Genomic DNA, 22,234 nt, shown 5'->3' on the forward strand with positions numbered 1-22,234 from the left:
ATGCCTTATCCTGTTTGCTGCCACGCTGCGTTTGCAGCGCTCCAACTCGGGATGGAACCTATGCGCCTCTTCGACTCTCCCCCTGCTTCTCACAGATCTATTGCTGGAACCGGCGTTTTGCGTCCCCGCTGGTCGGCCCTGCTGCTCTCCGGGCTGGCTGCTCTGCTGCTGGCCGGTTGCGGCCCTGATAAGCCCGCCACGCATGCCGAAGCCAATTCGCCGACCACTGCCCAGCAAGAGGCGGGGGCACCGGGTTCTGTGGTGCAGGCCAATGCCCGCCAATATCGCGATGCCCCGGCGCTGGCGCTGGTCTTCTCTGGTCCCCTGGCACCCAAGGCAAACTGGCAGAGCTGGCTTGGGGTCAGTGAAGGTGGCAAACAGTTGCAGGGGGAGTGGATCCTCGCCGAAGATGGCCGCACCCTCTATTTCCCGAACGTCCAGCCCGATAAAAGCTACGAGGTGAGCCTCAAGTCGGGGCTGGGCCCATCCCCCCAGAGTTGGACCCTCAAGACCCGCCCGCTGGAGGCGGGGGCATCCTTTACCGCCAGCGGCATGGTATTGCCGCTGCGCGATGAGCTGCGCCTGCCCATCAGCGCGGTCAACGTGGACGAGGTCAATATCGACTTCTTCAGGGTCGATGCGGAATATCTGCCCCGTTTTTTGGCGGAGTATCGCCCCGGTGCTGGCATGGGCAACTGGGAGCTTGAGCAGATCACCCAGCGGGCCAAGCGGGTGTTCAGCGGCCGCTACGCCCTGGAGCTCGATGCCAACCGGCGCGAGACCCGCCTTATTAACGTGAAAGAGCCGCAGCTGGCCGAGGCCGGTGTCTACTTTGCGGTGATGTCCCCCCTTGGCAACTACGACTGGCGCAAGGAGACCACCTATTTCGCGGTGAGCGACATGGGGCTCAGTGCCCGTCGTTACCGCGATCAGCTGGAGGTGTTCGTGAGCTCCTTGGCCAGCGCCGATCCGCTCAAGGATGTACAGCTCTCCCTACTCGATGAGAAGGGCAACCGGTTGCAGGTGCAAACCACAGATTTGCAGGGCCATCGTCGCTTCGATCTGGTGCAAGGGGCTCGTCTGCTACTGGCCGAGCAGGGCAATCATCTGGCGGTGCTGCGCCTCGATGGGGCGGCGCTCGATCTCTCTACTTTCGATCTCGGTACCCAGCCCTGGCAGGCCCAGCAGTTGTATCTGTTCAGTGGGCGCGATCTCTATCGCCCCGGCGAGCGGCTCGACAGCGAGATCCTGCTCAAGGGCCAAGATGGCCAGCTGCTGCCCGGCATGGCGGTGGAGCTGGAGGTGAAACAGCCGGACGGCCAGCTGCTCGAACAGAAACGGCTGCTGCCGGACAATCTTGGCGCCGCCCACTACGGCCTGCGCTTGCCGGATGATGCGCCGCTGGGGCGCTGGACCATCAACCTCAAGACCGCCGCTGGCAGCCGCTTTGAGTGGCCCTTTTTGGTGGAGGATTTTTTGCCGGAGCGCTTGAAACTGCAGCTTGGCAAGGGGCCGGATGGGGAATTGCTGACCCCGCAACAGGCGCTCACCCTGCCGCTGCAAGGGGACTATCTCTACGGTGCGCCGGCGAGCGCCACCAAGGCGAAGGCGGAGGTGAAAATCAGCCGCGCCACCATGCCCTTTACCCAGTGGCAGGAGTTCACTCTGGGTGACGTGCTGCTTGCCGAGCAGGCCAAGGATCTCGAGCCCCTAAATCTCACCCTCGATGCGCAGGGGCAGGGGACTTTTTCGCTGGCTGATGAGCTCGATGGGGTGCGCGGTCTCGGGCCGCTGGAGGTGGCCTATCGGGTGTCGCTCTCCGAGCCCGGTGGCCGCGCCGTCAATCGCAGCCGCACCCAGTATGGCTGGCCCGCGGGCAGCCAGTGGCCGGCGCTCAAGGCCGACTTCGTGGTGGAGCGGGTGGAAGGGGGCAAGCCGCTCCCCTTCCAGATCCTCAACCTCGATGAACAAGGTCAGCCGGTGGCGGGGGCGGTGAAGGTGCGTCTTATCAACGAGTACCGCGACTACTACTGGCACTACGCCGATGGGGAGGGGTGGAAGTACGAGTTCAACAGCCAGCCCTATCTGGAGCAGGAGCAGACCCTGCTGCTGGATGGCAAGGGGCCGACCCCTCTCACGCTGCAACTGGCGGCGGGCTGGTATCGGTTGGAGGTGGAGAACAGTCAGGGCCATCAATCGAGCCTGCGGGTGGAGATCGGCAGCTACGCCTGGGGCGGCGGTGGCGAGCAGGCGCGGCCCGACAAGATTGCCATCAGCCTCGACAAGCGCGCCTATCTGACGGGCGACAAGGCCAAAGTGACTTTGGTAGCCCCGCGCCCCGGCAAGGGGTTGCTGATGGTGGAAGATGGCGACGGCCTGCGCTGGTGGCAGCGCATCGAGCTCAAGGGGGCCGGTGGCGATGCCAAGGATGCCCGCGGCGAGTTCGAGATCCCGGTTAGCCCGGAATGGAAGCGCCATGACTTGCATATCTCGGCCCAGATCGCCGCGCCAGACAGCGCCTCCAAACCGGTCAGTAGCCAGCAGGGGCAGAGCCTGCGCTCGGTCGGGCTGGTGCCGCTCACCCTGGATCGGGAAGCGCACCGTCTGCCGCTCACCCTGAGCGCGCCTGATAAAGCGGTGCCGCTCACCCGGCTGGAGGTGACCGCCACCTCCACCCCCAACAGTCAGGGGCGGGTGGTGCTGGCGGCGGTGGATCGGGGCGTGCTCAATATCAGTGACTACCAGCCCCTCGACCCGTTCGAGATCTTCTTTGGTCGCAAGCGCTTCGCACAGGATTTGTTCGACAACTACGGTCAGGTGATCCCGCCGCAGGATGGCAAGCTGGCCCGCCTCAACTACGGCGGCGATCGGGCCCCGCTGAAAAAGGGTGGTGCGCTGGAGAGCCGGGTCGAGATCGCCGCGCTCTGGAGTGGCGAGGTGAGTTTTGACGAGCAAGGCAAGGCGGTGATCCCGCTCGATCTGCCCAACTTCAATGGCGAGCTGGCACTGATGGCATTGGCCTGGAACGAACAACAGGTCGGTGAGGCCGAGCGCGCCGTCAAGGTGGTGGCGCCCTTGGTGGCCGAGATCGGCTGGCCGCGCTTTGGCGCCAGAGGAGATGAGACCCGGGCGCTGGTGCAACTGCGCAACATGAGCGGCGAGGATCAGACCCTCTCCCTTGCCTGGACCCTCAATGGCGGGCTCAAGGCAAACGGCGAGCTGCCCAGCACCCTTTCCCTTAAAAACGGCGAAGAGCAGTGGCTGACCTTGCCGCTCACCGTGACCGGGGCGAGCGGCGTGGCAAGCCTGCAGTTGGCGGCCAGCGGCAAGGATTTTGCCATCAGCCGCGACTGGTATTTGCCGCTACGCTCCCCCTGGCCTGCCCAGACTCGTCAACGCTACCAGATGCTGGCCCCCGGTCAGCAGATGAGCTTTACGCCAGCTGAGCTGACCGGGCTGGATCGCGCCAACCTGCAGGGGCTGCTCAGCCTCTCCGGCACCCCGCCCTGGGATCCGGCTGCCCAGTGGCAGGCGCTGGCCGATTACCCCTACGCCTGTCTGGAGCAGACCCTGTCGCGGGTCTGGCCTTACTTGCTGACCACGGCGGATGAGCGGGCCGCCTGGAGCAAACCCGCAGAGGGCAAGAAAGCGGCGAGTGAGGCGGATGTGCAGCGCGCCCTGCTGCAACGGCTGCAGCGGTTGCAACTGCCAAGCGGCGGCTTTGGCCTCTGGGATGGTCGCTCCGATGAGGAGCAGTGGCTCACCGCTTATGCCGCCGACTACCTGCTGGCTCGCAAGGAGGCGGGTGACGCCGTGCCGGAGGCGATGCTCAATCAGGCGCTGAACCGGCTGCAAAGCTATCTCACCGACAGTCAGTATGGTGAGCGCTGGAGCAGTGCCCCCGAGCACAGCCGGTTGGCCTATCAGGCCTACAGCGCCTATGTGCTGGCCCGGGTGGGCAAGGCGCCGCTCGCTACCCTGCGTCTTATCTGGGAGCAGCAGGCCGATCACGCCCGTTCCGGTTTGCCGCTCTTGCACCTCTCGCTGGCCCTCTCGGCCATGGGGGATGAGCAGAACGCCGCCAAGGCCCTCAGTCGGGCTTTGGCGACCGAGCGTAGTGACGACTATCTCGGGGATTACGGCTCGCAGTCACGCGATGGAGCCCTTGAGCTCTCCTTGCTGCGCCAGCACAAGCTGGCTTTGGATCGCTGGCCAGCTCTCAGTGCCAAGGTGGCCGACACCCTGGCTCATCGTCAGTGGCTCAGCACTCAGGAGCGGCTCGCTCTGTTGCGACTGGCCCGTTTCGATCCTGCCGTCGACTGGCAGGCCAAGGTAACTTCCTCTCTTGGCAGTGGATCCCTGAGCGGTTCGGCTCCGCTACAGCAGGGTGCCCCCGAGGCACTGGCGGCGAGCACCGTCACCAACGAGGGCAAGGGATCCCTCTATGTGCAGCGCACTCTGGTCGGCTACCCCGAACAGGCTCCTGCCCGATTGAGTCAGGGGATAAGCGTGACCCGCAGCTGGTTCAACAGCGACGGTCAGCGTTTTGACCCGGCCAAAGTGAAGGTGGGCGATCTGGTGGTGGTGCGACTCAACGTCAGCAGCGAATCCGCGGTGCCCGATGCCCTGCTGGTGGAGATGGTGCCCGCCGGCTTCGAGCTGGAGAACCCGGCCCTTGGCAACAGCATCAAGCTGGAAGAGCTCTCCATCGAGGGGAAACCGGCGTGGCAGAGCGAGTGGAACGACTATCTCAAGCATCAGGAGTTTCGCGATGACCGCTACACGGCAGCGCTGGATCTGAGCGAGGGGAGCAACCAGCAGCTGGTCTACCTGATGCGGGCGGTGACGCCGGGTCTCTATCAGGTGCCGCCGACTCAGGTGGAGGATATGTACCGCCCTGAGCTGCGGGCCGTGGGTGAGGATATTCACGAGGTCGTTATCTCTGAGTAGCTGGCGCTTGATGAGTCGCGGACGCCCTCTGAGCAACGTTCCCTCCCTTGAGCGGGTTCGCCCGCTCACGCTCTGGCAGCGTGGCTGGCTGAAATTGGGTCGCAGTAGCCGCGCTGGTTGGCGCTGGCTTGGTCTGTTACCGCGCTGGCTGCGTTTCTCGATATTGGGGATCATCACCCTATGCCTGTCGCTACTGGCGCTGGATCGCCTCTTTCCGCCGCCACCACTCGACCCGGCCTATGCGCGGGTGGTGCTCGATATGAAGGGGAGGCCGCTGCGCGCCTTTGCCGACACCAGCGGCGTGTGGCGCTACCCCGTGACCCTGGAGCAGGTCTCCCCCCGCTATATCGAGGCGCTGCTGGGCTACGAGGATCGCTACTTCTGGCGCCATCCCGGGGTCAATCCGGTGGCCATGGTGCGCGGGGTTTGGCAGTGGCTGCGCTACGGGCGGGCCGTGTCGGGCGGCTCGACCCTTACCATGCAGGTGGCGCGCCTGATCGAGCCCTACCACAGAAGCGTACCCGGCAAGCTGCGCCAGATGGCGCGCGCGCTGCAGCTGGAGTGGCACTACGACAAGCGCACCCTGCTCACCGTCTACCTCAATCGGGCGCCGTTTGGCGGTAATCTGGAGGGGGTGCAGGCGGCAAGTTTTGCCTATCTTGGCAAGAGCGCTGCCAAGCTCACCTATGCTGAGGCGGCGCTGCTGGCAGTGCTGCCGCAGGCCCCCAGTCGCAACCGGCCGGACAGGCATCCCGAACGAGCCCGCGCTGCCCGCGACAAGGTGATGCAGCGATTGGTGGCACAAGGGGTCTGGTCCGAGCCGGTGTGGCAGGAGGGGCGCATCGAGCCGGTGCTGGCTCGCGGTCACTTCACGCCGATGGAGGCGCCGCTGTTTGCTCGCCTTGCCGCTGATCATCAGGCGGGGGCGCTGGTGCACACCACCATCGACGGCGATCTGCAGCGCTGGCTGGAAGGGCGGGTGGCCAGTTATATCCGCCGTTTCCCCGAGCAGACCTCTGCCGCCCTGCTGCTGGTAGACAACAAAACCATGGCGGTGCGCGCCTATGTGGGCAGCGCCGAGTATGGCAACCTGCGCCGCCACGGTTACCTCGATATGGTGCAGGCGATCCGCTCCCCCGGCTCAACCCTCAAGCCCTTTATCTACGGTCTGGCGATTGACGAGGGGTTGGTGCACTCGGCCTCTCTGCTCTCCGATGCGCCAAGAGTGGGCTCGGATTATCGCCCCGCCAACTTTTCCGGCGCCTTTCAGGGGCCGGTGACCCTCGCTCAGGCGCTGCAGCAATCCCTCAACGTGCCGGCGGTACAGGTGCTGGAGGCGCTCGGGCCCGACAAACTGGTCAGCCGCCTCGACAATGCCGGGGTGCGGCTGGCGCTCTCCGACAAACCCAATCCGGCCATTGCGCTGGGGGCGGCGGGGATCCGGCTCGAGCAGCTGGTGGCGCTCTACAGCGCGCTGACTCGTGAGGGGCAGGTGGCGATGCCGGTCTGGCTGGCGGGGCAGCAGGCGGTGTCACGCCCCCTGCTGAGCCCGGGGGCAGCCTGGATCATCTGGCAGATCCTGAGTGCGCAGGGGCGGGCGGATCAGCCCTTTGCCAGCGAGGCGACCGGTCGGGTCAACCGGCTGGCCTGGAAGACCGGCACCAGCTACGGCTATCGCGACAGCTGGGCAATGGGGGTCTCCGGTCGCTGGACTATCGGCGTCTGGCTGGGGCGCCCAGATGGCACCCCCTTGCCGGGTTTTTACGGCCAGAGTGCAGCGGTGCCGCTGCTGCTCTCGGTCTATTCGCGATTGGCCGACAACAGCCCTCTGCCGGCGCAGCCCAACACGGTGAGCGAGGCCGAGGTCTGCTGGCCGCTGGGGCGCAAGGCAAGCGCGACCCTGTCTGAGGCCTGTCTGCAACGCCAGAGCGCCTGGTTGCTGGAGGCGCGGGATCCCCCCACCTTGCCAGACCCCATGGATTGGCCCTCGCCGCTGCGCCAAGTTGCACTGACCGCCGAAGGCAAGCCGACCCTGGCCCGCTGTCAGGATGCGGCGCAATCCGGCTTTCGGGCGCTCTGGCCGCTGTCACTGGAACCCTGGCGCACACCCAGCGAGCGCAGACAGGCGCTGCTCGCCAGCAGTTGCAAAGGTGAAAGGCAGAGCGCCGAGCTGCAGGCCCCCATTCGCATCGTGGCGCTGGGGGAGGGCAATCTTATTCGCAGTCAGCGCTACCGGTTGCAGCCCAAGGTGCTTGGCGGTGTCGGCAAGCCGTTCTGGTTTCTCAACGGCCAGCGGCTGCGCTGGGATGGGGATCAGGTGCTGAGCGTGGCGGGACGCTATCAGCTGGTGGTGGTGGACGAGGCGGGCAACAGCGATCGCATCGAGTTTCGCGTGGTGCATCCTGACAGTGAGGCCGGCATCATCACCCGTTGAGCGTTTTGCCGACAGCCATTGAGGTGAATGTAATTAAGCCTTTGAAATGCATCAATATTTGATTGGGTGAATTAATTCATGAATAATTACGAGCTCATTCAAATCCAATCGGGAGTTCCCTTTTGCTGCGTGTTTTGTGTCCCTTGTTGGTGCTGATGAGTTCGGGCTGTGCCACTACCAATCATGGTGATCACCATGTTTCTCCCGAACGTACCGGGTTCTATTCACCTTTCGAGCCTGGCTCAGAAAGCTTTGTACGCTGTTACGAGAAACAGTTTGCCTGTACCAGTGAGGGTATCCGCCGTGACAAGGCGATGGAGGCCCGTAGGCAGGCGCAAGAGCGGGCCAATCACCGTGGTGATGACTGGTAGGCCGCAGATAACGAGAGGGGTTGGCAGATGCCAACCCCTTTTTAATTCCGCCGATTCAGCCCGGTTGGCGCAGATGGCCGAGCCGGGTGAAGAAATGCTGGCTCTTGCGCTGGTGAAAGTGGCTCTTCTTGATGGGATGGAAGATGAGATTGCTGTCGGGATGGCTTGCCTTTAACTGATGGATCATCGCCATGGCGGGCAGGCTGGTGCTGACCAGCGTGGTGAGCGGCATGCTGAGGGTCTCGGGCCCCAGCAGTTGATTGAGACCTTGCTGGGCTTGCTCGAAGCGGGTCAGAACCGCCGGGTCGGCATAGCCGCTACCCAGCATGGCGAGCAGATGGTCGAGGGCCTGATGAAATTCGGCCAGTTGCTGGCGAAAGCCGCTGCGCCCGCGCAGGGCAATCAGCGCTGCAAACGGAATGTCGGCCAGGTTAGTGGGCACTTGCAACGGGATCTCGAGGTGGAAGCAATCCTGACCACCCCGGTTGTGGTAGCGGGACTCCAGCAGGTGAAGCAGGCGGTCGAGATAGTCGTGATCGGTAATGAGCGCCCCGTCATTGGCGAGTGCCCACTCACGGGCGAGGCGCATGGAGAGCAGGTTGGCAAAGCGTCGTGCCATTCTGATCCCCCCCTCATCCCGGGTCGCAAAGCCGTGAGTCAGGCAAAAACCGTGCAGCCGCTCCAGTCCGGTCTGAGCCGGGCAGAAGCAGTCATGGTTGGCACGCTGGCGCCAGCGATCAATCAGCTCCTTGTTGCCAAACACCTTGTGGCGCACGAAATCGGGGGCAACAAGGCCACTGACCTGGCTCTCCAGTTGCGGGGTGATGGTTGCGAAGAAGGCGGGGTCCGGACGTTCGGCCAGCAGATCGGTCTGATCTTCAAGAGTGTCCAACAAGGCGGTGAGGCCACTTTTTTCACTGACGGTGAAGACGAAGGCGAGTCGCTCCAGATAGAGCAGGGCAAATTTGAGCCAACGCTCGTCGCGAACCTCCATGCCGGGGTAGTAGATATAGGTCTTCATCGGATCAGTCTGTTGTCAAAAATCTGGCGAGGCGCAGGCTCGGGAATATACGCAAGATTGCGGGCGGGCGGCAAACATTGCATGGCGTAATGTGAGCAAGCGCTCATTCAGTAGCCGCTTGCCACAAAGTTCTGATATAATCCGCGCCCTTAAATCAAGGCCACCCGAGTCAAAACCATGAAGTTCATTATCAAGCTGTTCCCGGAAATCACCATCAAGAGCAAATCAGTTCGCCAGCGCTTCACCAAGATGTTGCAGGGCAACATTCGCAACGTGTTGCGTCGCTTCGACGAAGATGCCCGGGTACGGATGGATTGGGACAAGCTGGTAGTGAGCTCCCGCAATGATCAGTTCCACGCCCAGTATCTCGAGACCCTGGCCTGTATCCCGGGCATTCAGTACTTCCTCGAAGTGAAACTGAGCAACTTTACCGACCTGCACGACATCTTCGAACAGACCCGCGCCGTCTGGGGCGATCGCCTGAAAGGCAAGACCTTCTGCGTCCGTGCCCGCCGCGTTGGCAAGCACGACTTTAGCTCGCTGGAGCTGGAGCGTTATGTGGGCGGTGGCCTCAACCAGCATTGTGAAACCGCTGGGGTGCGCCTGAAAAAGCCGGACATCCAGGTCAATCTGGAAGTGGAAAATGATGAGCTCTATATCATCAGTGCGGTGCACCACGGCATGGGCGGTTTCCCCATGGCGACCCAGGAAGATGTGCTGAGCCTGCTCTCCGGTGGTTTTGACTCCGGTGTCGCCTCCTACCAGTTCATCAAGCGCGGTTGCCGCGTGCACTACTGCTTCTTCAATCTGGGTGGTGCTGCCCACGAGATCGGGGTCAAGCAGGTCGCCTATTACCTGTGGAACAAGTTTGGCGCCTCCCACAAGGTGCGTTTCACCGCCATCGACTTTGAACCCGTGGTGGCCGAGATCCTCGAAAAAGTGGATAACGGTCAGATGGGCGTAGTGCTCAAGCGGATGATGATGCGTGCAGCCGGTCAGGTTGCCGACTACTTCCAGATCCCGGCACTGGTAACCGGCGAGTGCGTGGGTCAGGTATCCAGCCAGACGCTGACCAACCTCAACGTCATCGATCGGGTGATCGACAAGGTGATCCTGCGCCCGCTCATCACCTGGGACAAACCGGACATCATCAGCGAAGCGCGCCGCATCGGAACCCTGGAGTTTGCCGAGACCATGCCGGAGTATTGCGGCGTCATCTCCAAGAAGCCGACCGTGAAAGCCGAGCTCTCCCGCATTGAAGCAGAAGAGGCCAACTTCGACTTCGCCATTCTGGACAAGGTGGTCTCCGAGGCCCGTTACCTTGATATCCGCCGCATCGGAGAAGAGACAGCCGCGGAAGTGCAAGAGGTCGAAACCACTCAGGTGCTGGGCGCTGACGAGGTGATCCTGGATATCCGCTCTGCCGACGAGCACGACGAGAAGCCGCTGGTGGTGGAAGGCCGTGAAGTGCTGCACCTCCCCTTCTTCAAGCTGGCCACCGCCTTTGGCGATCTGCCCAAAGAGAAGACCTATCTGCTCTATTGTGATCGCGGCGTGATGAGCAAGCTGCAGGCGCTCTATCTGAAAGAGAAGGGCTTTGACAACGTCAAGGTATACCGCCCGTAAGCGTGCTTTCACCTCCAATAAAAAATCCGGCCACTGTGCCGGATTTTTTTATTTCACAGAGTCAGCTCTGACCATCAGGGGCAGGGGACCGGGGTGAAGGAGTCTTGCCCCTGGCAACGCCAGCCCATTTCCGCCTCCCGCATCTGCCACAGGTTGTCGTTGCGATAGAGGGTCAGGATGTAGATCATGTCGCTCTTGCTGCCATCGAGGGCGACCGAGAGCACCAGATCATTGTCCAGCTGCTGGGCGTGGATGCGACTGGGTATGTCGCCATGGCCAACGAATCGTAGTGCTACCTCACGGTAGTCATTGACCCAGTGCTGCTGTTGATGGCTTGCCTGACGTATCTGCTGGTTGAACTGCTGCACCGGCGCCGAGGCCAGGCGTCCAAATACCGCTTGTGCTTCGGCGTGGGCTACTGTCACGTTCGCCAGGATAAGAGTGGTAAGCATACCGATTTTGCGCATGAGAAGTTCCGGCTAACAACGACTGCTTCTATGACAACAGAAAAGCCGATTTGGTTCAACGCAAGGCCCACCGCGACATGATGGCGCTGTGGGCCTGCTCTCAATTGCGTTGCAGCGAGAAGGTTGGCAGCGACAAGTGCCAGTAGATAGCGGCAACCCGCAGGCCAAACACCGCCGTCATGCAGATGAGCATGGCGGTTACCCTGTCCATGTTCGCCTCCAGCGCCAGGGTATAGAGAATGCCGCCGAGGATACAGGCGGTGGCATAGATCTCTTTTTGCAGCACCATGGGCACTTCTCGCGCCAGCACATCGCGGATCATACCGCCGGCTACGCCGGTCATGGTGCCCATGATCACAGCAATCAGCCCTGGGGTGCCAAAGTTGAGGGCCTTCTGGGCACCAATAACGGTAAAGAGGGCTAGTCCGAAGGCATCTGCTACTGGCAGCACATACCAGGGCATCCTGCGGGGCAGTTTGACCATCCACATACCGATCAGCGCCGTCGCGATGACGACCCAGATATAGAGCGGATCGCGTACCCAGAACACGGGGGTTGCCCCCAGGATCATGTCACGGATAGTGCCGCCGCCGATGGCGGTGACCGCCGCCAAAACCATGACGCCAAACCCGTCCATTCTGAGCCGGCCAGCCACCAATACCCCTGAAAACGCGAATACCGCAGTACCAAACATGTCGCTGATGTAAACAATCTGCTCAACCAGTGTCTGCATGGAGAACAACTCACGCCAAATTGTTGATGGGGCCGCGATTTTAGGGGCTGGCGAGCCCAATCGCCAACTGTGCTCGACAAAATTGAGAGTCGGCCGTGATTTTTTCTCGCTGCCCGAACCGGGAGAGTCTCGTGTGTGCCCGCTTGCCCCCGCCGTTGGCGGGGTTCAGGACGTTGCTGCTATCGCGTGTTTTGGCCCGTTTTTTTCCTTAAGTTTCCCCCTGACCCGCCGATATATAAGGTAAGCGGCGTTAATGCGATGAAGCGTTGAAAAAAATGCTAAAGACATCCAAAAACGAGCCGTTAAATAAGACGCATCGGGCACAGAAAATAATAAAGCCTGAGCAAATAGAAGAGTAATTTTAATAGCTTAGGAGAATAGTCATGGGCATGTTTATCAACACCAACGTTTCATCACTCAACGCACAGCGTAATATGATGAACTCGAGCAAATCACTGGATACTTCTTATACCCGCTTGGCATCTGGCCTGCGTATCAACAGCGCTAAAGATGATGCTGCAGGTCTTCAAATCTCCAACCGCTTGACCTCTCAGGTCAATGGCCTAGACCAAGGTAACCGTAACGCGAACGATGGTATCTCTCTGGCACAAACTGCCGAAGGTGCGATGGATGAAGTGACCGGCATGCTGCAGCGTATGCGTACTTTGGCACAACAGTCAGCGAACGGCTCCAACTCTGCCAAGGATCGTGAAGCCCTGCAAAAAGAGGTTGATCAACTGGGTGCAGAGATCAACCGTATCTCTACTTCTACCACTTTCGCGGGGACTAAGTTGCTTGATGGTTCCTTCGGTGGGACTTTCCAAGTGGGGGCTGATGCCAACCAGACCATCAGTTTTAGTCTATCTCAAGCCGATGGCTTCAGTATTTCGGGAATTTCAGCTGCCGCAGGGACATCGATCACAACTGCTACTGGGGCTACTGTGTTGGTATCAGCTATATTTGTAGGTGGTAGTGCTGGTGGGATCAGCATAAGTAGCCAAAGTAATGCGCAGAACGTTCTTGCTGCTGCAGATGCCATGTTAGCGATAGTGGATGGCAAACGCGCCGAGCTTGGTGCGGTACAGAACCGGATGGATTCAACCATCCGCAACCAGGCCAATATCTCGGAGAACGTCAGTGCAGCTCGTTCCCGTATCCGCGATGCCGATTTCGCCATCGAAACTGCCAATATGACCAAACAGAACATCTTGCAACAGGCCGCCTCCAGCATCCTGTCACAGGCCAACCAGAGACCTCAGTCTGCACTTCAATTACTGCAAGGCTAACAAAAGAAAACAGGGCGGTTGTTCAGGCCGCCCTGGTCAAGAGATGGAACAAAGGGGTGTTCGGGTTTGCGCCTTGTTCTATCGGGAGAAATATCATTCTCTACTAGTAATGCCAAGTGTTGCCCAGCTGTTCAGTTCTGTCACGCTTGGTCATATTCTCCTGAGCATATGCTCATTTTAGGCCGGTTTTCCGGCCGTTTTTTATTGTGCCGCCAAATTAGCGACACTCGATTATACCAAAGCACATATCGTGCCAAAGCAAACACTTTAACCAGCTATCTATCTGATTGCAGGCGTATGCCTCTTTGTATTGATTTGGGGTGTTTGCCCCACCCTAAACCAGCCGGAGAAAACTTGCCGCTAGCGGCAACGATTTTCCTAAAGCTTGTACAAATTCTGCCGTTAAACGAGATGAAGCAATCGAGGGGTGTTCGGAATCCAGCGTTTGCATAGCTGCGGGTAGTCTGTTCGTTCAAACAGGTACCCGCCAGAAGAGACAGGCTTGTTCACCCTGCTCTTCAACGGTGGGCCGTCGTGTTGTTGTGACGACGCAACCCGCAGTCGCATGTTCTTCGGGAGAATTTATTATGGCCATGTTCATTAACACCAATACCTCATCACTTAACGCTCAGCGTAACTTGATGAATACGAGCAAATCCTTGGATACGTCCTACACCCGTTTGGCATCAGGCTTGCGCATCAACAGTGCAAAAGATGATGCGGCTGGTTTGCAGATCTCCAACCGTTTGACTTCACAGGTCAATGGTCTGGATCAGGGTAACCGTAACGCCAATGACGGAATCTCTCTGGCACAGACAGCAGAAGGGGCTATGGATGAAGTGACCGGTATGTTGCAGCGCATGCGCACCCTGGCGCAGCAATCTGCCAACGGCTCAAACTCCGCCAAGGATCGTGAAGCTCTGCAAAAAGAAGTTGATCAGCTTGGTTCTGAAATAAACCGTATCTCGAAAGATACTACATTCGCAGGGACTAAATTATTGGATGGTAACTACGGTGGTACTTTTCAGGTTGGTGCTGATGCCAACCAGACCATCGGTTTTAGCTTGTCACAAGCCAATGGTTTCAGTATCTCGGGAATTGCGGCTGCAGCGAATACCACAGTTGACGTAGGCACTGTGATTGGTACCGCTATCAACGTCACCGCAATTTTTGTCGCAGGTAGCTCAATTAGTATCAGTACTCAGAGCGGAGCCCAGCAAGTTCTCGCTGCTGCCGATGCCATGTTGGGTGTTGTTGATGGCAAGCGAGCCGAGCTGGGTGCAGTACAAAACCGGCTGGATTCCACCATTCGCAACCAGGCGAACATCTCGGAAAACGTCAGTGCTGCCCGTTCACGTATCCGGGATGCTGATTTTGCAACTGAGACAGCCAATATGACCAAGCAGAATATTTTGCAGCAGGCAGCGTCTAGTGTTCTGGCGCAGGCGAATCAGCGTCCTCAGTCAGCTCTTTCGCTGCTAGGGTAATCGTCTGTTCGCTCTTGATAATTAACCTTGAGACAAAGCGGCCTACTTCAGGCCGTTTTGTCTTTATTGATACTACTGGGCTCAACTCCATAGCGACCAAGCCCAGCTAGGTAGTACATAGAGGAAAAGATAGAGTTACAAAAGAAAGCAAACTGTTTCTGGCAACTATTTTCCTAAAGATTTGAACTTGGCTGCCGTTAACAAAGATGAGGCAATCGAGGGGTGTTCGGAATCCAACGTTTGCATAGCTGCGGGTAGTCTGTTCGTTCAAACAGGTACCCGCCAGAAGAGGCAGGCTTGTTCACCCTGCTCTTCAACGGTGGGCCGTCGTGTTGTTGTGACGACGCAACCCGCAGTCGCATGTTCTTCGGGAGAATTTATTATGGCCATGTTCATTAACACCAATACCTCATCACTTAACGCTCAGCGTAACTTGATGAATACGACCAAATCCTTGGATACCTCCTACACCCGTTTGGCATCAGGCTTGCGCATCAACAGTGCAAAAGATGATGCGGCTGGTTTGCAGATCTCCAACCGTTTGACTTCTCAGGTCAATGGTCTGGATCAGGGTAACCGCAACGCCAATGACGGAATCTCTCTGGCACAAACAGCAGAAGGGGCTATGGATGAAGTGACCGGTATGTTGCAGCGCATGCGCACTCTGGCGCAGCAATCTGCCAACGGCTCAAACTCCGCCAAGGATCGTGAAGCTCTGCAAAAAGAAGTTGATCAGCTTGGTTCTGAAATAAACCGTATCTCGAAAGATACTACATTCGCAGGGACTAAATTATTGGATGGTACCTACGGTGGTACTTTTCAGGTTGGTGCTGATGCCAACCAGACAATCGGTTTTAGCCTATCCCAAACCGATGGTTTTAGTATCTCGGGAATTTCAGCCGCAGCTGGAACCTCGATCACGACGGCTACTGGGGCTACCGTGCTGGTATCAGCCATCTTTGTTGGCGGTAGTGCTGGTGGGATCAGCATCAGTAGCCAAAGTAACGCGCAGAACGTGCTTGCTGCAGCAGATGCCATGTTGGCTATAGTCGATGGCAAGCGAGCCGAGCTGGGCGCAGTACAAAATCGTCTGGATTCTACCATTCGCAACCAGGCTAACATCTCGGAAAACGTCAGCGCAGCCCGCTCTCGCATCCGTGATGCAGATTTCGCGACCGAGACCGCGAATATGACCAAGCAAAATATCCTCCAGCAGGCTGCTTCAAGTGTATTGGCTCAGGCTAATCAAAGACCGCAGTCTGCTCTGTCCCTGCTTGGTTAATAGCGGGTTATTAAGCGGACTGATTGAGATGGGAGAAATAAGATGGCAACTGAACTCGGCAATCTGTCATCTGCCAATGGCGCTTCCGTACAGCTAAGTGACAAGAGCGGCCAAGTGGCCGCTCAACTGCTTTCTGAACCAGTGGAAGAGCTAGGTGTTGATCTACGGAAGAATCAGCATTTGAAAAATGCAGAGCCTTTACCGACACTAAATCAAGCGGATTTTGAAAAACAGGTACAATTTTTGCAGGAATTTGGCCAATTGCAAGGATGGACGGTTAACTTTAGTCTTGAGCAAGACTTGGGCCAAGTGGTAATCAAAGTGATGGATTCGGATACCCGGTCGGTGATTCGTCAAATTCCTAGTGAAGAGCTGATCGACATTCACAAGCGGATCCAGGCCTTGCGTCAAGGTGAGGCGGGGGCGAATCCCAAGCTCGGTCTGTTGCTAGATCGCGAGATTTAAATCGAAATAATTTGAGGAGAAGATATCATGGCGATTACCTCTGCCGGTGCCGGTTCAGGGCTCGATCTCGAGAGTGTGATTGCGGCTAGTGTGGCGGCCAAGAAGGCACAGCTGCAACAACCAATCATCAAAAAGCAAAACAGCACCCAGATCGCGCTTTCTGGCATTGGTCAGCTCAAGTCATCCCTCACTACCTTCACCGATATTCTCGATACATTGAGCAAACCAGGTGCTTTCAACAAGCGGGCAATCAATATCACACAAGATAAAGATAATCCCATTATGAAAGTCGAGAGTAAGAGTGGGGGTTCTAATGGTCAGTATAATATTACCGTCAATAAGTTGGCGACCACCAGTCGCCAAGAGGGGGTTTTTGGCAGTTCTACAACGCCACTGGTGACTCAAGATGGTCAACTGACGTTCAGTGCGGGTGGCAAAGAATTTAAGGTAGATGTCAAAGCGGGTGATACCTTGCAAAGTATTCGCAAGAGTATTAACAGCAATGGTGATAATTTCGGATTGAGTGCGAATATTGTCAATACTGCAGATGGCAAGGCAAAGTTGATAATTGACTCCGGTATTTCCGGGGATGGTAAAGGGTTAACTATTAGCGGTAATACCACAGAGCTTGGTATGTTCTCAATTGGACAACCAGGAAGTGTTATGAGTGAGACCCTGGCTGCAGGCAGTGCAGAGATTTTGGTCGACGGAAATACCCTAAAAAGTGACACTAACGTTTTCGATGACTCTATTCAAGATCTTAAGCTAACCATACTCCGAGTATCTGATAAAGATAGCAATGGTGATCTAAAGTCCAACAAAGTCGACATCTCTACCGATAAATCATCAATTCAGGATATGGTGAAGCAATTTATCGATGGATACAATGCGCTGCAGGACAAGATGGATACGCTGGGCAAGCGCAACAGTATTGCCGGTGGTGTGAGACAGGATGATGGCGGAGCACTTGCTGGTGATGCCAGTACACGGACAATTAGCAGCTTTATGGCTAATACCATCACAGGAAAAACGGGTTCGAGTACAACTTATTCAAGTATCTTCGAAATTGGCATCAAAATGGATAACAAGGGAAAGCTCTCTCTCGATAAGGAAAAGTTTGGTCAGGCGGTAGATAAAAACTTTGATCAGGTGGTTGCGTTGTTTGGTGGTGATGATGGCCTTGCTGGCACCATGAATAAGGGCTTAAAAGAATATACCAAGTCAGGCGGTATGTTGGCTGAGCGTACCGATACACTTAATGCTGACTTGCGTAGCTTGAATCAAAAGCAGTCAACATCAAGTGCTCAGCTTGTTAAGTATGAAGCATCGCTACGTGCACAGTATGGTAGCTTAGATGCATTATTGGTTAAAATGAATAACTCCGCATCAGCGTTGAGATCGTTACAGGTTAAAAGTAACAGTAACTAAGTATTATCTGTAGAGGTGCCATGTGATGTATCAACGTAATTTAAAGGCATACAAAGCAACCAGCGTAACGGCTGATTTGGCCGTTGCCGACCCTCATCGAGTCATTCAGTTAATGATGCAAGGTTTTCTTGAGAGGCTAGCTCAAGCCAAGGGAGCTATCGAGCGACGGGATATGGAGGCGAAAGCTATTGCCGTTTCCAAAGCTCAGGGTTTACTACATGGCTTGCAGGATGCCCTTGATATGGGCCAAGGTGCGATAGCGGAAAATCTGTATAGTCTTTATTCCTACATGGATGAACGGATTTGGGATGCTAGCTTGGCATTGGATACCACACCAATTGAAGAGGTTATGGCATTAATGGTAACGATCAAGTCAGGTTGGGATCAGTTACCTGAATTAGCTAAACAACAGGGCTATCAAATGAGACAGCAGCTAGGTGAGTTGTAATGGCCACATTAGCATTAGCCTCTCTGCAGCAAGCGCTCACGGAGAACTACGAGCAGATTGAATCTCTACTGGCAAGCAAAAGCTATGATATAGCACTAGTTAGCATGGATTATCGGCAATCTTTGATTGAACGTTTGTTACTACTGGTTGAAAATGACCCGACCCTGAAACAGGATGCGATTTTATTGGCTACAGTGCTTTCTAGACAAGAAGAAAGCATGAAAAAAGTGGCATCAGATCACCATCAGGTAATTTTTAAAAAGCTATCTTCGATTGGATTAGCGAGCAAAGCAAAGCAAATTTATAGTGTGAATAGCAAGGAGTTCTGATGTCGGAAAATATTAATGACATTTTGAAAAAAGCAGAAAGTGTTGCTTTACGACTAAAAGAACGGGCAGAGCAAGAGGCAGCCATGTCGGTGGCATTGCCACTTCGATTCTCACAGAATATTGCTGCGTTTCGTAAGTATATCCCCTATATTGCAGATATCTATGAATCATATCAACCAATTCGCCAATTTCGTTTTTTTTGTAATGATAATGGCCAGCCCAATATGGCTTGGGTTGATGATGATATCGCCGTCTATGGTGATGAACCATATTTGATTTGTGAGACTTTGGTCAAAGAATTCATGGATAAAGGGGGGCTTTCTAAGTTTTCATTTAGCCAAGAGGCTAATCCACTCGGTTTTACGCATGTGGAGTATCTCAACAAACTCAACGCCTATCTTGATAGCATTGCATCGCGAGAAGAACTACTACAAAAAGTACCGACAGAGGTACCCAGTGCATTGGTTTTTGGGATTGGATTGGGTTATCACCTTGGTTATCTTTATGAGCAATGTAAAATAGGAACACTATTTCTTTTTGAACCAGATCTAGATCTCTTCTATGCTTCTCTATTCTGTTTCGACTGGGCTCCATTGTTGGGTTATCTTCATAAAGAGAACTTAGGCTTACATATTTTGTTAGGCCAAGATGAAGACACTATTTTTAATGATTTTGCATCGGCAATTCATAGTCGAGGTTCTTTCCTTATTGCCAATGCCTTTATTATGTGGGGTTATCAAAACGATAAAATAAGAAGGCTCATTGAAAGAATTCAAAAAGAATATTATCTATTGGTAATGGGATGGGGGTTCTTTGATGATAATCTGATAGCCCTTTCTCATACTGTAGATAACATTGAACGAGCCGTTCCGTTCTTGATTCAAGATAAAAGAATACCAGCAAAATATAATCGAACACCCGTTTTTGTTATTGCCAACGGTCCATCTCTAGACGCATCTCTTCCGGTTATTGAAAAAAATAGAGATAAGGCTATCTTAATTTCGTGTGGTAGTGCTATATCAGCATTACATAAAGTAGGTATTAAGCCTGACATTCATGTTGAAACTGAGCGAACTAAGATTGTTTATGATTTTTTGGTGAATTTGAATGATCCTGATTACCTGCGAGACATCATTTTTCTGAGTACTGATGTCATTCATCCATACTGCTCCACACTATTTGATAAGTCGGCTCTAATGTTTAAGCTCAGTGAGCCAGGCGTTATTTTATATCATGTTAATTTTCCTCACTTACCAAATTACGCTGCGCTTGGTGGTGTAAACCCATTAGTCGGTAATATTGGCATCAGTACCCCCATTCATCTTGGATTTAATAATATATATCTCTTTGGTCTTGATAATGGATATAAATACAAAGATCATCATCACTCTAAGTTTAGTGCCTATTACAATAGTGAGGAGGGCGCTGAAGTGCTTGGAGATTTGATGTATGGTGATAGCCAGTGGCAACACGAGGGTAACTTCGGTGGTGTTGTGACGAGTAATGCAATGTTTAATACCTCTCGTAGGGTTATTGAGCAGGTGTTGGCTGCGAATGAAAATGTGCAGTGCTTTAACTGTAGCGATGGTGCCAAAATTGCTAAAGCAAGGCCTTTTCCTGATCGTGAAATAAACTTATCACAGGTGATAAATAAAGCAGAATTGCTTCATCAAATTATGCAGTTATCTGCACCAATTCCCTTATCGAAAGACGATTTCAAACCATATTTGGATGTTGAATTTTTTGATGTTTTAATTAACAAAATGGTAGATGAGTGGAAGCAGGATTTCTCCTCCAGGAATGAAGTGAATCAGCTAATGTTACGCAATTTTGGCTATCTCTCTCAGATTTCAGCTACTCGACAAAAGCATATATCCCAGATTATGATTGGTTCAATGAACTATGTATTCACTATATTGAGTTCTATTCTTTACACCTTTGAAGGTGAAGAAAAAACCATGGAGCTGATGAAACCGGCAATAAACTTATGGTTGGATTTTTTAGCCAAGATAAGAAATATGTATCCGCGAGCATTTGAAAGTGTTGATATGGTTGATAATGAAATAATGTCCTATTTTAGGAAGTGATGGCGTACATCTGTGACGAGAATATTTTTTTAAAGGGAGGTGTAGCCTCCCTTTTTGCATCATTTTTGGTAAGGGTTTTTTGCGCCAAGAAGTCGAGAGTCTTTCTGTAATATCTGTACTGAAATCAAAGCATCAGGATCCAGTTCGTAATTTCCATCATGATGTTGGATGTGCTCAAATATCCGATAATAACTAGGATGCCAACTGAACATACTACTGTAATTCATTTTATAGCTAAACATATTGGCGTGATGCTGATATTCGTTTCGATAATGTCCTGTAGGAGGGCAAAAATCCAAAATCGCCATGATTCCTTTATCTGCCAATAAATTATCACTATTTGCTGCAATTTTAAATAAATCCTGAGGGTCACATAGATATAAACAGAACCCAAATATAATCAGGTCAACAGGATCTATTTTTGGTAGATGGTCAGCAGTACCTACACTTAGCTGTAATGCTGGATGGCACTGTACGCCATCCTTAATAGCCATTTTTGAAGGATCTATTCCATAACAGTCAGCATTATAATATTCGGAAAACTGCGCTAATCTCCACCCATTGGCACAACCTATTTCCAGTATTCGTTTCGGTTTAAAGTTTATGCTTTGTAGCGCCATGAATATAGGATCATTTTTTACAGATTTTTTATTGATACATAATTTATTTCTTTCATACCATGCATCCGCCTCGTTTTCCATGAAGACACTTTTTTGTTTCATGCAATATACCCTTTAATATAAGACTCATAAAATAACATACAAGGTATTATAAGATGTCATCAAAATGAACGGCTTTGCCACGATGAATATCATGACGAGCTTTTTTTCCCAAAATTTGTGGCAGAGCATCAGAAGGCAAACCATAGCCTGGACGGATCCGCCGAATGTGTTCCGGTTTTATTATTGTGCCAGCAGGGATGTCGGTGACAAAATAAAGAGAGCGACGAAATCTCAGATTATTCTGTTCCGCTTGGTTACTGCCACTATCTCCTGAGCCCATGGCTTGCCAGCAGAGTTGAGTTTGACTACATAGTTCTTTTAATTCGTGTGGTTCTAAGGAAAATTCAGCATCTGTTCCGCCATCCGTGCGATCCAACGTAAGATGCTTTTCAATAGCTACTGCTCCTAAAGCTATTGCGAGCTGTGCCGCAGTGTTACCCAAAGTGTGGTCGGATAAGCCTACGGGTACTGAAAATGTATCAGCCAAACGAGTTATGCGTTTGAGGTTTACATCTGAAAGAGGAGTAGGGTAGCCACTTACACAATGAAGGAGCAGTATTTGTGTACAGCCATGCTCACGTAATACTGTTAGCGCCTGATATATTTCTTTTTCGGTGGACATTCCAGATGAAATAATAACAGGCTTCCCTTGTCTAGCAATATATTTAAGTAAAGGTATGTCGGTAATTTCAAATGAAGCAACTTTATAAGCTGGGGTGCCTATGCTCTCTAGGAAATCAACAGCACTTTCGTCAAATGGGGTAGAGAAAATCGTTAATCCACGAGAATGTGCCCTCTCAAAGATCGGCTTATGCCATTCCCATGGAGTGTGGGCCTTATGATAGAGCTCGTAAAGTGTATAGCCATCCCATAAGCCTCCCTCGATGTGAAAATCGGGCAGATCACAGTTTAACGTCATAGTATCCGCTGTATATGTCTGCAGTTTGATAGCATCAGCACCAGCATCAGCGGCAGCATCTACCAGTGCCAATGCTCTGTCCAGTTCACCGTTATGATTACCTGATAATTCAGCAATGATGTAAGGTGGTGAATTCTGGTCAATAAGACGGCCATTAATAGAGAAAGGAACCATAGATA

The 22,234-nt window shown here is 54.0% G+C and carries 17 protein-coding genes; 12 read left to right on the forward strand and 5 right to left on the reverse strand.

The features are described 5' to 3' along the window. Positions 1–60: 60 nt before the first annotated feature. The 3 genes from BN1135_RS14275 to BN1135_RS14285 all read left to right on the forward strand — a co-directional run bounded on the left by BN1135_RS14275 (position 61) and on the right by BN1135_RS14285 (position 7,755). Positions 61–4,950 (forward strand): alpha-2-macroglobulin family protein, encoded by a 4,890-nt coding sequence (locus BN1135_RS14275; RefSeq protein WP_042022205.1) that lies wholly within the window; start codon positions 61–63, stop codon positions 4,948–4,950. 10 nt (positions 4,951–4,960) lie between these two features. Further along, entirely contained in the window at positions 4,961–7,384 is a 2,424-nt protein-coding gene (gene pbpC / locus BN1135_RS14280) for a penicillin-binding protein 1C (protein ID WP_042022206.1), read from the forward strand. Positions 7,385–7,506: 122 nt separating this feature from the next. Then, positions 7,507–7,755, forward strand: coding sequence for a hypothetical protein (locus tag BN1135_RS14285; RefSeq protein ID WP_042022208.1), 249 nt, complete (start codon positions 7,507–7,509; stop codon positions 7,753–7,755). A 55-nt stretch (positions 7,756–7,810) separates the two neighbouring features. Here BN1135_RS14285 and BN1135_RS14290 read toward each other — a convergent pair whose 3' ends face one another. After that, positions 7,811–8,776 (reverse strand): hypothetical protein, encoded by a 966-nt coding sequence (locus tag BN1135_RS14290; RefSeq protein WP_042022210.1) that lies wholly within the window; start codon positions 8,774–8,776, stop codon positions 7,811–7,813. Between the two features lie 177 nt (positions 8,777–8,953). Between BN1135_RS14290 and thiI the strand changes: the two genes are divergently transcribed. Next, entirely contained in the window at positions 8,954–10,402 is a 1,449-nt protein-coding gene (gene thiI / locus BN1135_RS14295) for a tRNA uracil 4-sulfurtransferase ThiI (RefSeq protein WP_042022213.1), read from the forward strand. A gap of 74 nt (positions 10,403–10,476) precedes the next feature. Here the strand turns inward: thiI and BN1135_RS14300 are convergent, their stop codons facing one another. After that, complete coding sequence (locus BN1135_RS14300) at positions 10,477–10,869, reverse strand: hypothetical protein (RefSeq protein ID WP_042022215.1); 393 nt, start codon at positions 10,867–10,869, stop codon at positions 10,477–10,479. 100 nt (positions 10,870–10,969) lie between these two features. Further along, complete coding sequence (locus tag BN1135_RS14305) at positions 10,970–11,602, reverse strand: trimeric intracellular cation channel family protein (RefSeq protein ID WP_005333975.1); 633 nt, start codon at positions 11,600–11,602, stop codon at positions 10,970–10,972. A gap of 383 nt (positions 11,603–11,985) precedes the next feature. Here BN1135_RS14305 and BN1135_RS14310 point away from each other — a divergent pair, with 383 nt between their 5' ends. The 8 genes from BN1135_RS14310 to BN1135_RS14345 all read left to right on the forward strand — a co-directional run bounded on the left by BN1135_RS14310 (position 11,986) and on the right by BN1135_RS14345 (position 20,414). Then, the gene (locus tag BN1135_RS14310; RefSeq protein ID WP_042022217.1) at positions 11,986–12,888 is read left to right on the forward strand and encodes a flagellin N-terminal helical domain-containing protein; all 903 of its coding nucleotides are present in this window, start codon (positions 11,986–11,988) and stop codon (positions 12,886–12,888) included. A 587-nt stretch (positions 12,889–13,475) separates the two neighbouring features. Beyond that, on the forward strand, positions 13,476–14,375 hold the full coding sequence (locus BN1135_RS14315) for a flagellin N-terminal helical domain-containing protein (protein ID WP_042022219.1): 900 nt from the start codon (positions 13,476–13,478) through the stop codon (positions 14,373–14,375). A gap of 382 nt (positions 14,376–14,757) precedes the next feature. Further along, positions 14,758–15,657, forward strand: a complete 900-nt coding sequence (locus tag BN1135_RS14320; RefSeq protein WP_042022221.1) for a flagellin N-terminal helical domain-containing protein — start codon at positions 14,758–14,760, stop codon at positions 15,655–15,657. A gap of 42 nt (positions 15,658–15,699) precedes the next feature. Further along, positions 15,700–16,122, forward strand: a complete 423-nt coding sequence (locus BN1135_RS14325; RefSeq protein WP_042022224.1) for a flagellar protein FlaG — start codon at positions 15,700–15,702, stop codon at positions 16,120–16,122. Positions 16,123–16,146: 24 nt separating this feature from the next. After that, positions 16,147–17,550 carry a flagellar filament capping protein FliD gene (gene fliD, locus BN1135_RS14330; RefSeq protein WP_175479079.1) on the forward strand — a complete coding sequence of 468 codons (1,404 nt, stop codon included), beginning with the start codon at positions 16,147–16,149 and terminating at the stop codon, positions 17,548–17,550. Between the two features lie 25 nt (positions 17,551–17,575). After that, the gene (gene fliS, locus BN1135_RS14335; protein ID WP_042022228.1) at positions 17,576–17,998 is read left to right on the forward strand and encodes a flagellar export chaperone FliS; all 423 of its coding nucleotides are present in this window, start codon (positions 17,576–17,578) and stop codon (positions 17,996–17,998) included. Then, complete coding sequence (locus tag BN1135_RS14340; RefSeq protein ID WP_042022229.1) at positions 17,998–18,327, forward strand: hypothetical protein; 330 nt, start codon at positions 17,998–18,000, stop codon at positions 18,325–18,327. The genes fliS and BN1135_RS14340 overlap by 1 nt, the downstream gene beginning before the upstream one ends. Then, on the forward strand, positions 18,327–20,414 hold the full coding sequence (locus BN1135_RS14345; protein WP_042022232.1) for a motility associated factor glycosyltransferase family protein: 2,088 nt from the start codon (positions 18,327–18,329) through the stop codon (positions 20,412–20,414). Before BN1135_RS14340 ends, BN1135_RS14345 begins: the two co-directional genes overlap by 1 nt. 59 nt (positions 20,415–20,473) lie before the next feature. On the opposite strand, the gene BN1135_RS21690 is transcribed toward BN1135_RS14345, so the two are convergent. Further along, on the reverse strand, positions 20,474–21,136 hold the full coding sequence (locus tag BN1135_RS21690; RefSeq protein ID WP_082186805.1) for a class I SAM-dependent methyltransferase: 663 nt from the start codon (positions 21,134–21,136) through the stop codon (positions 20,474–20,476). Between the two features lie 46 nt (positions 21,137–21,182). Beyond that, positions 21,183–22,229: a pseudaminic acid synthase gene (gene pseI, locus BN1135_RS21695; RefSeq protein WP_082186806.1), complete on the reverse strand. Its 1,047-nt coding sequence runs from the start codon at positions 22,227–22,229 to the stop codon at positions 21,183–21,185. Positions 22,230–22,234: the final 5 nt, after the last annotated feature.

This window comes from Aeromonas sobria (genome assembly GCF_000820145.1).
GTDB classification, from domain to species: domain Bacteria; phylum Pseudomonadota; class Gammaproteobacteria; order Enterobacterales; family Aeromonadaceae; genus Aeromonas; species Aeromonas sobria.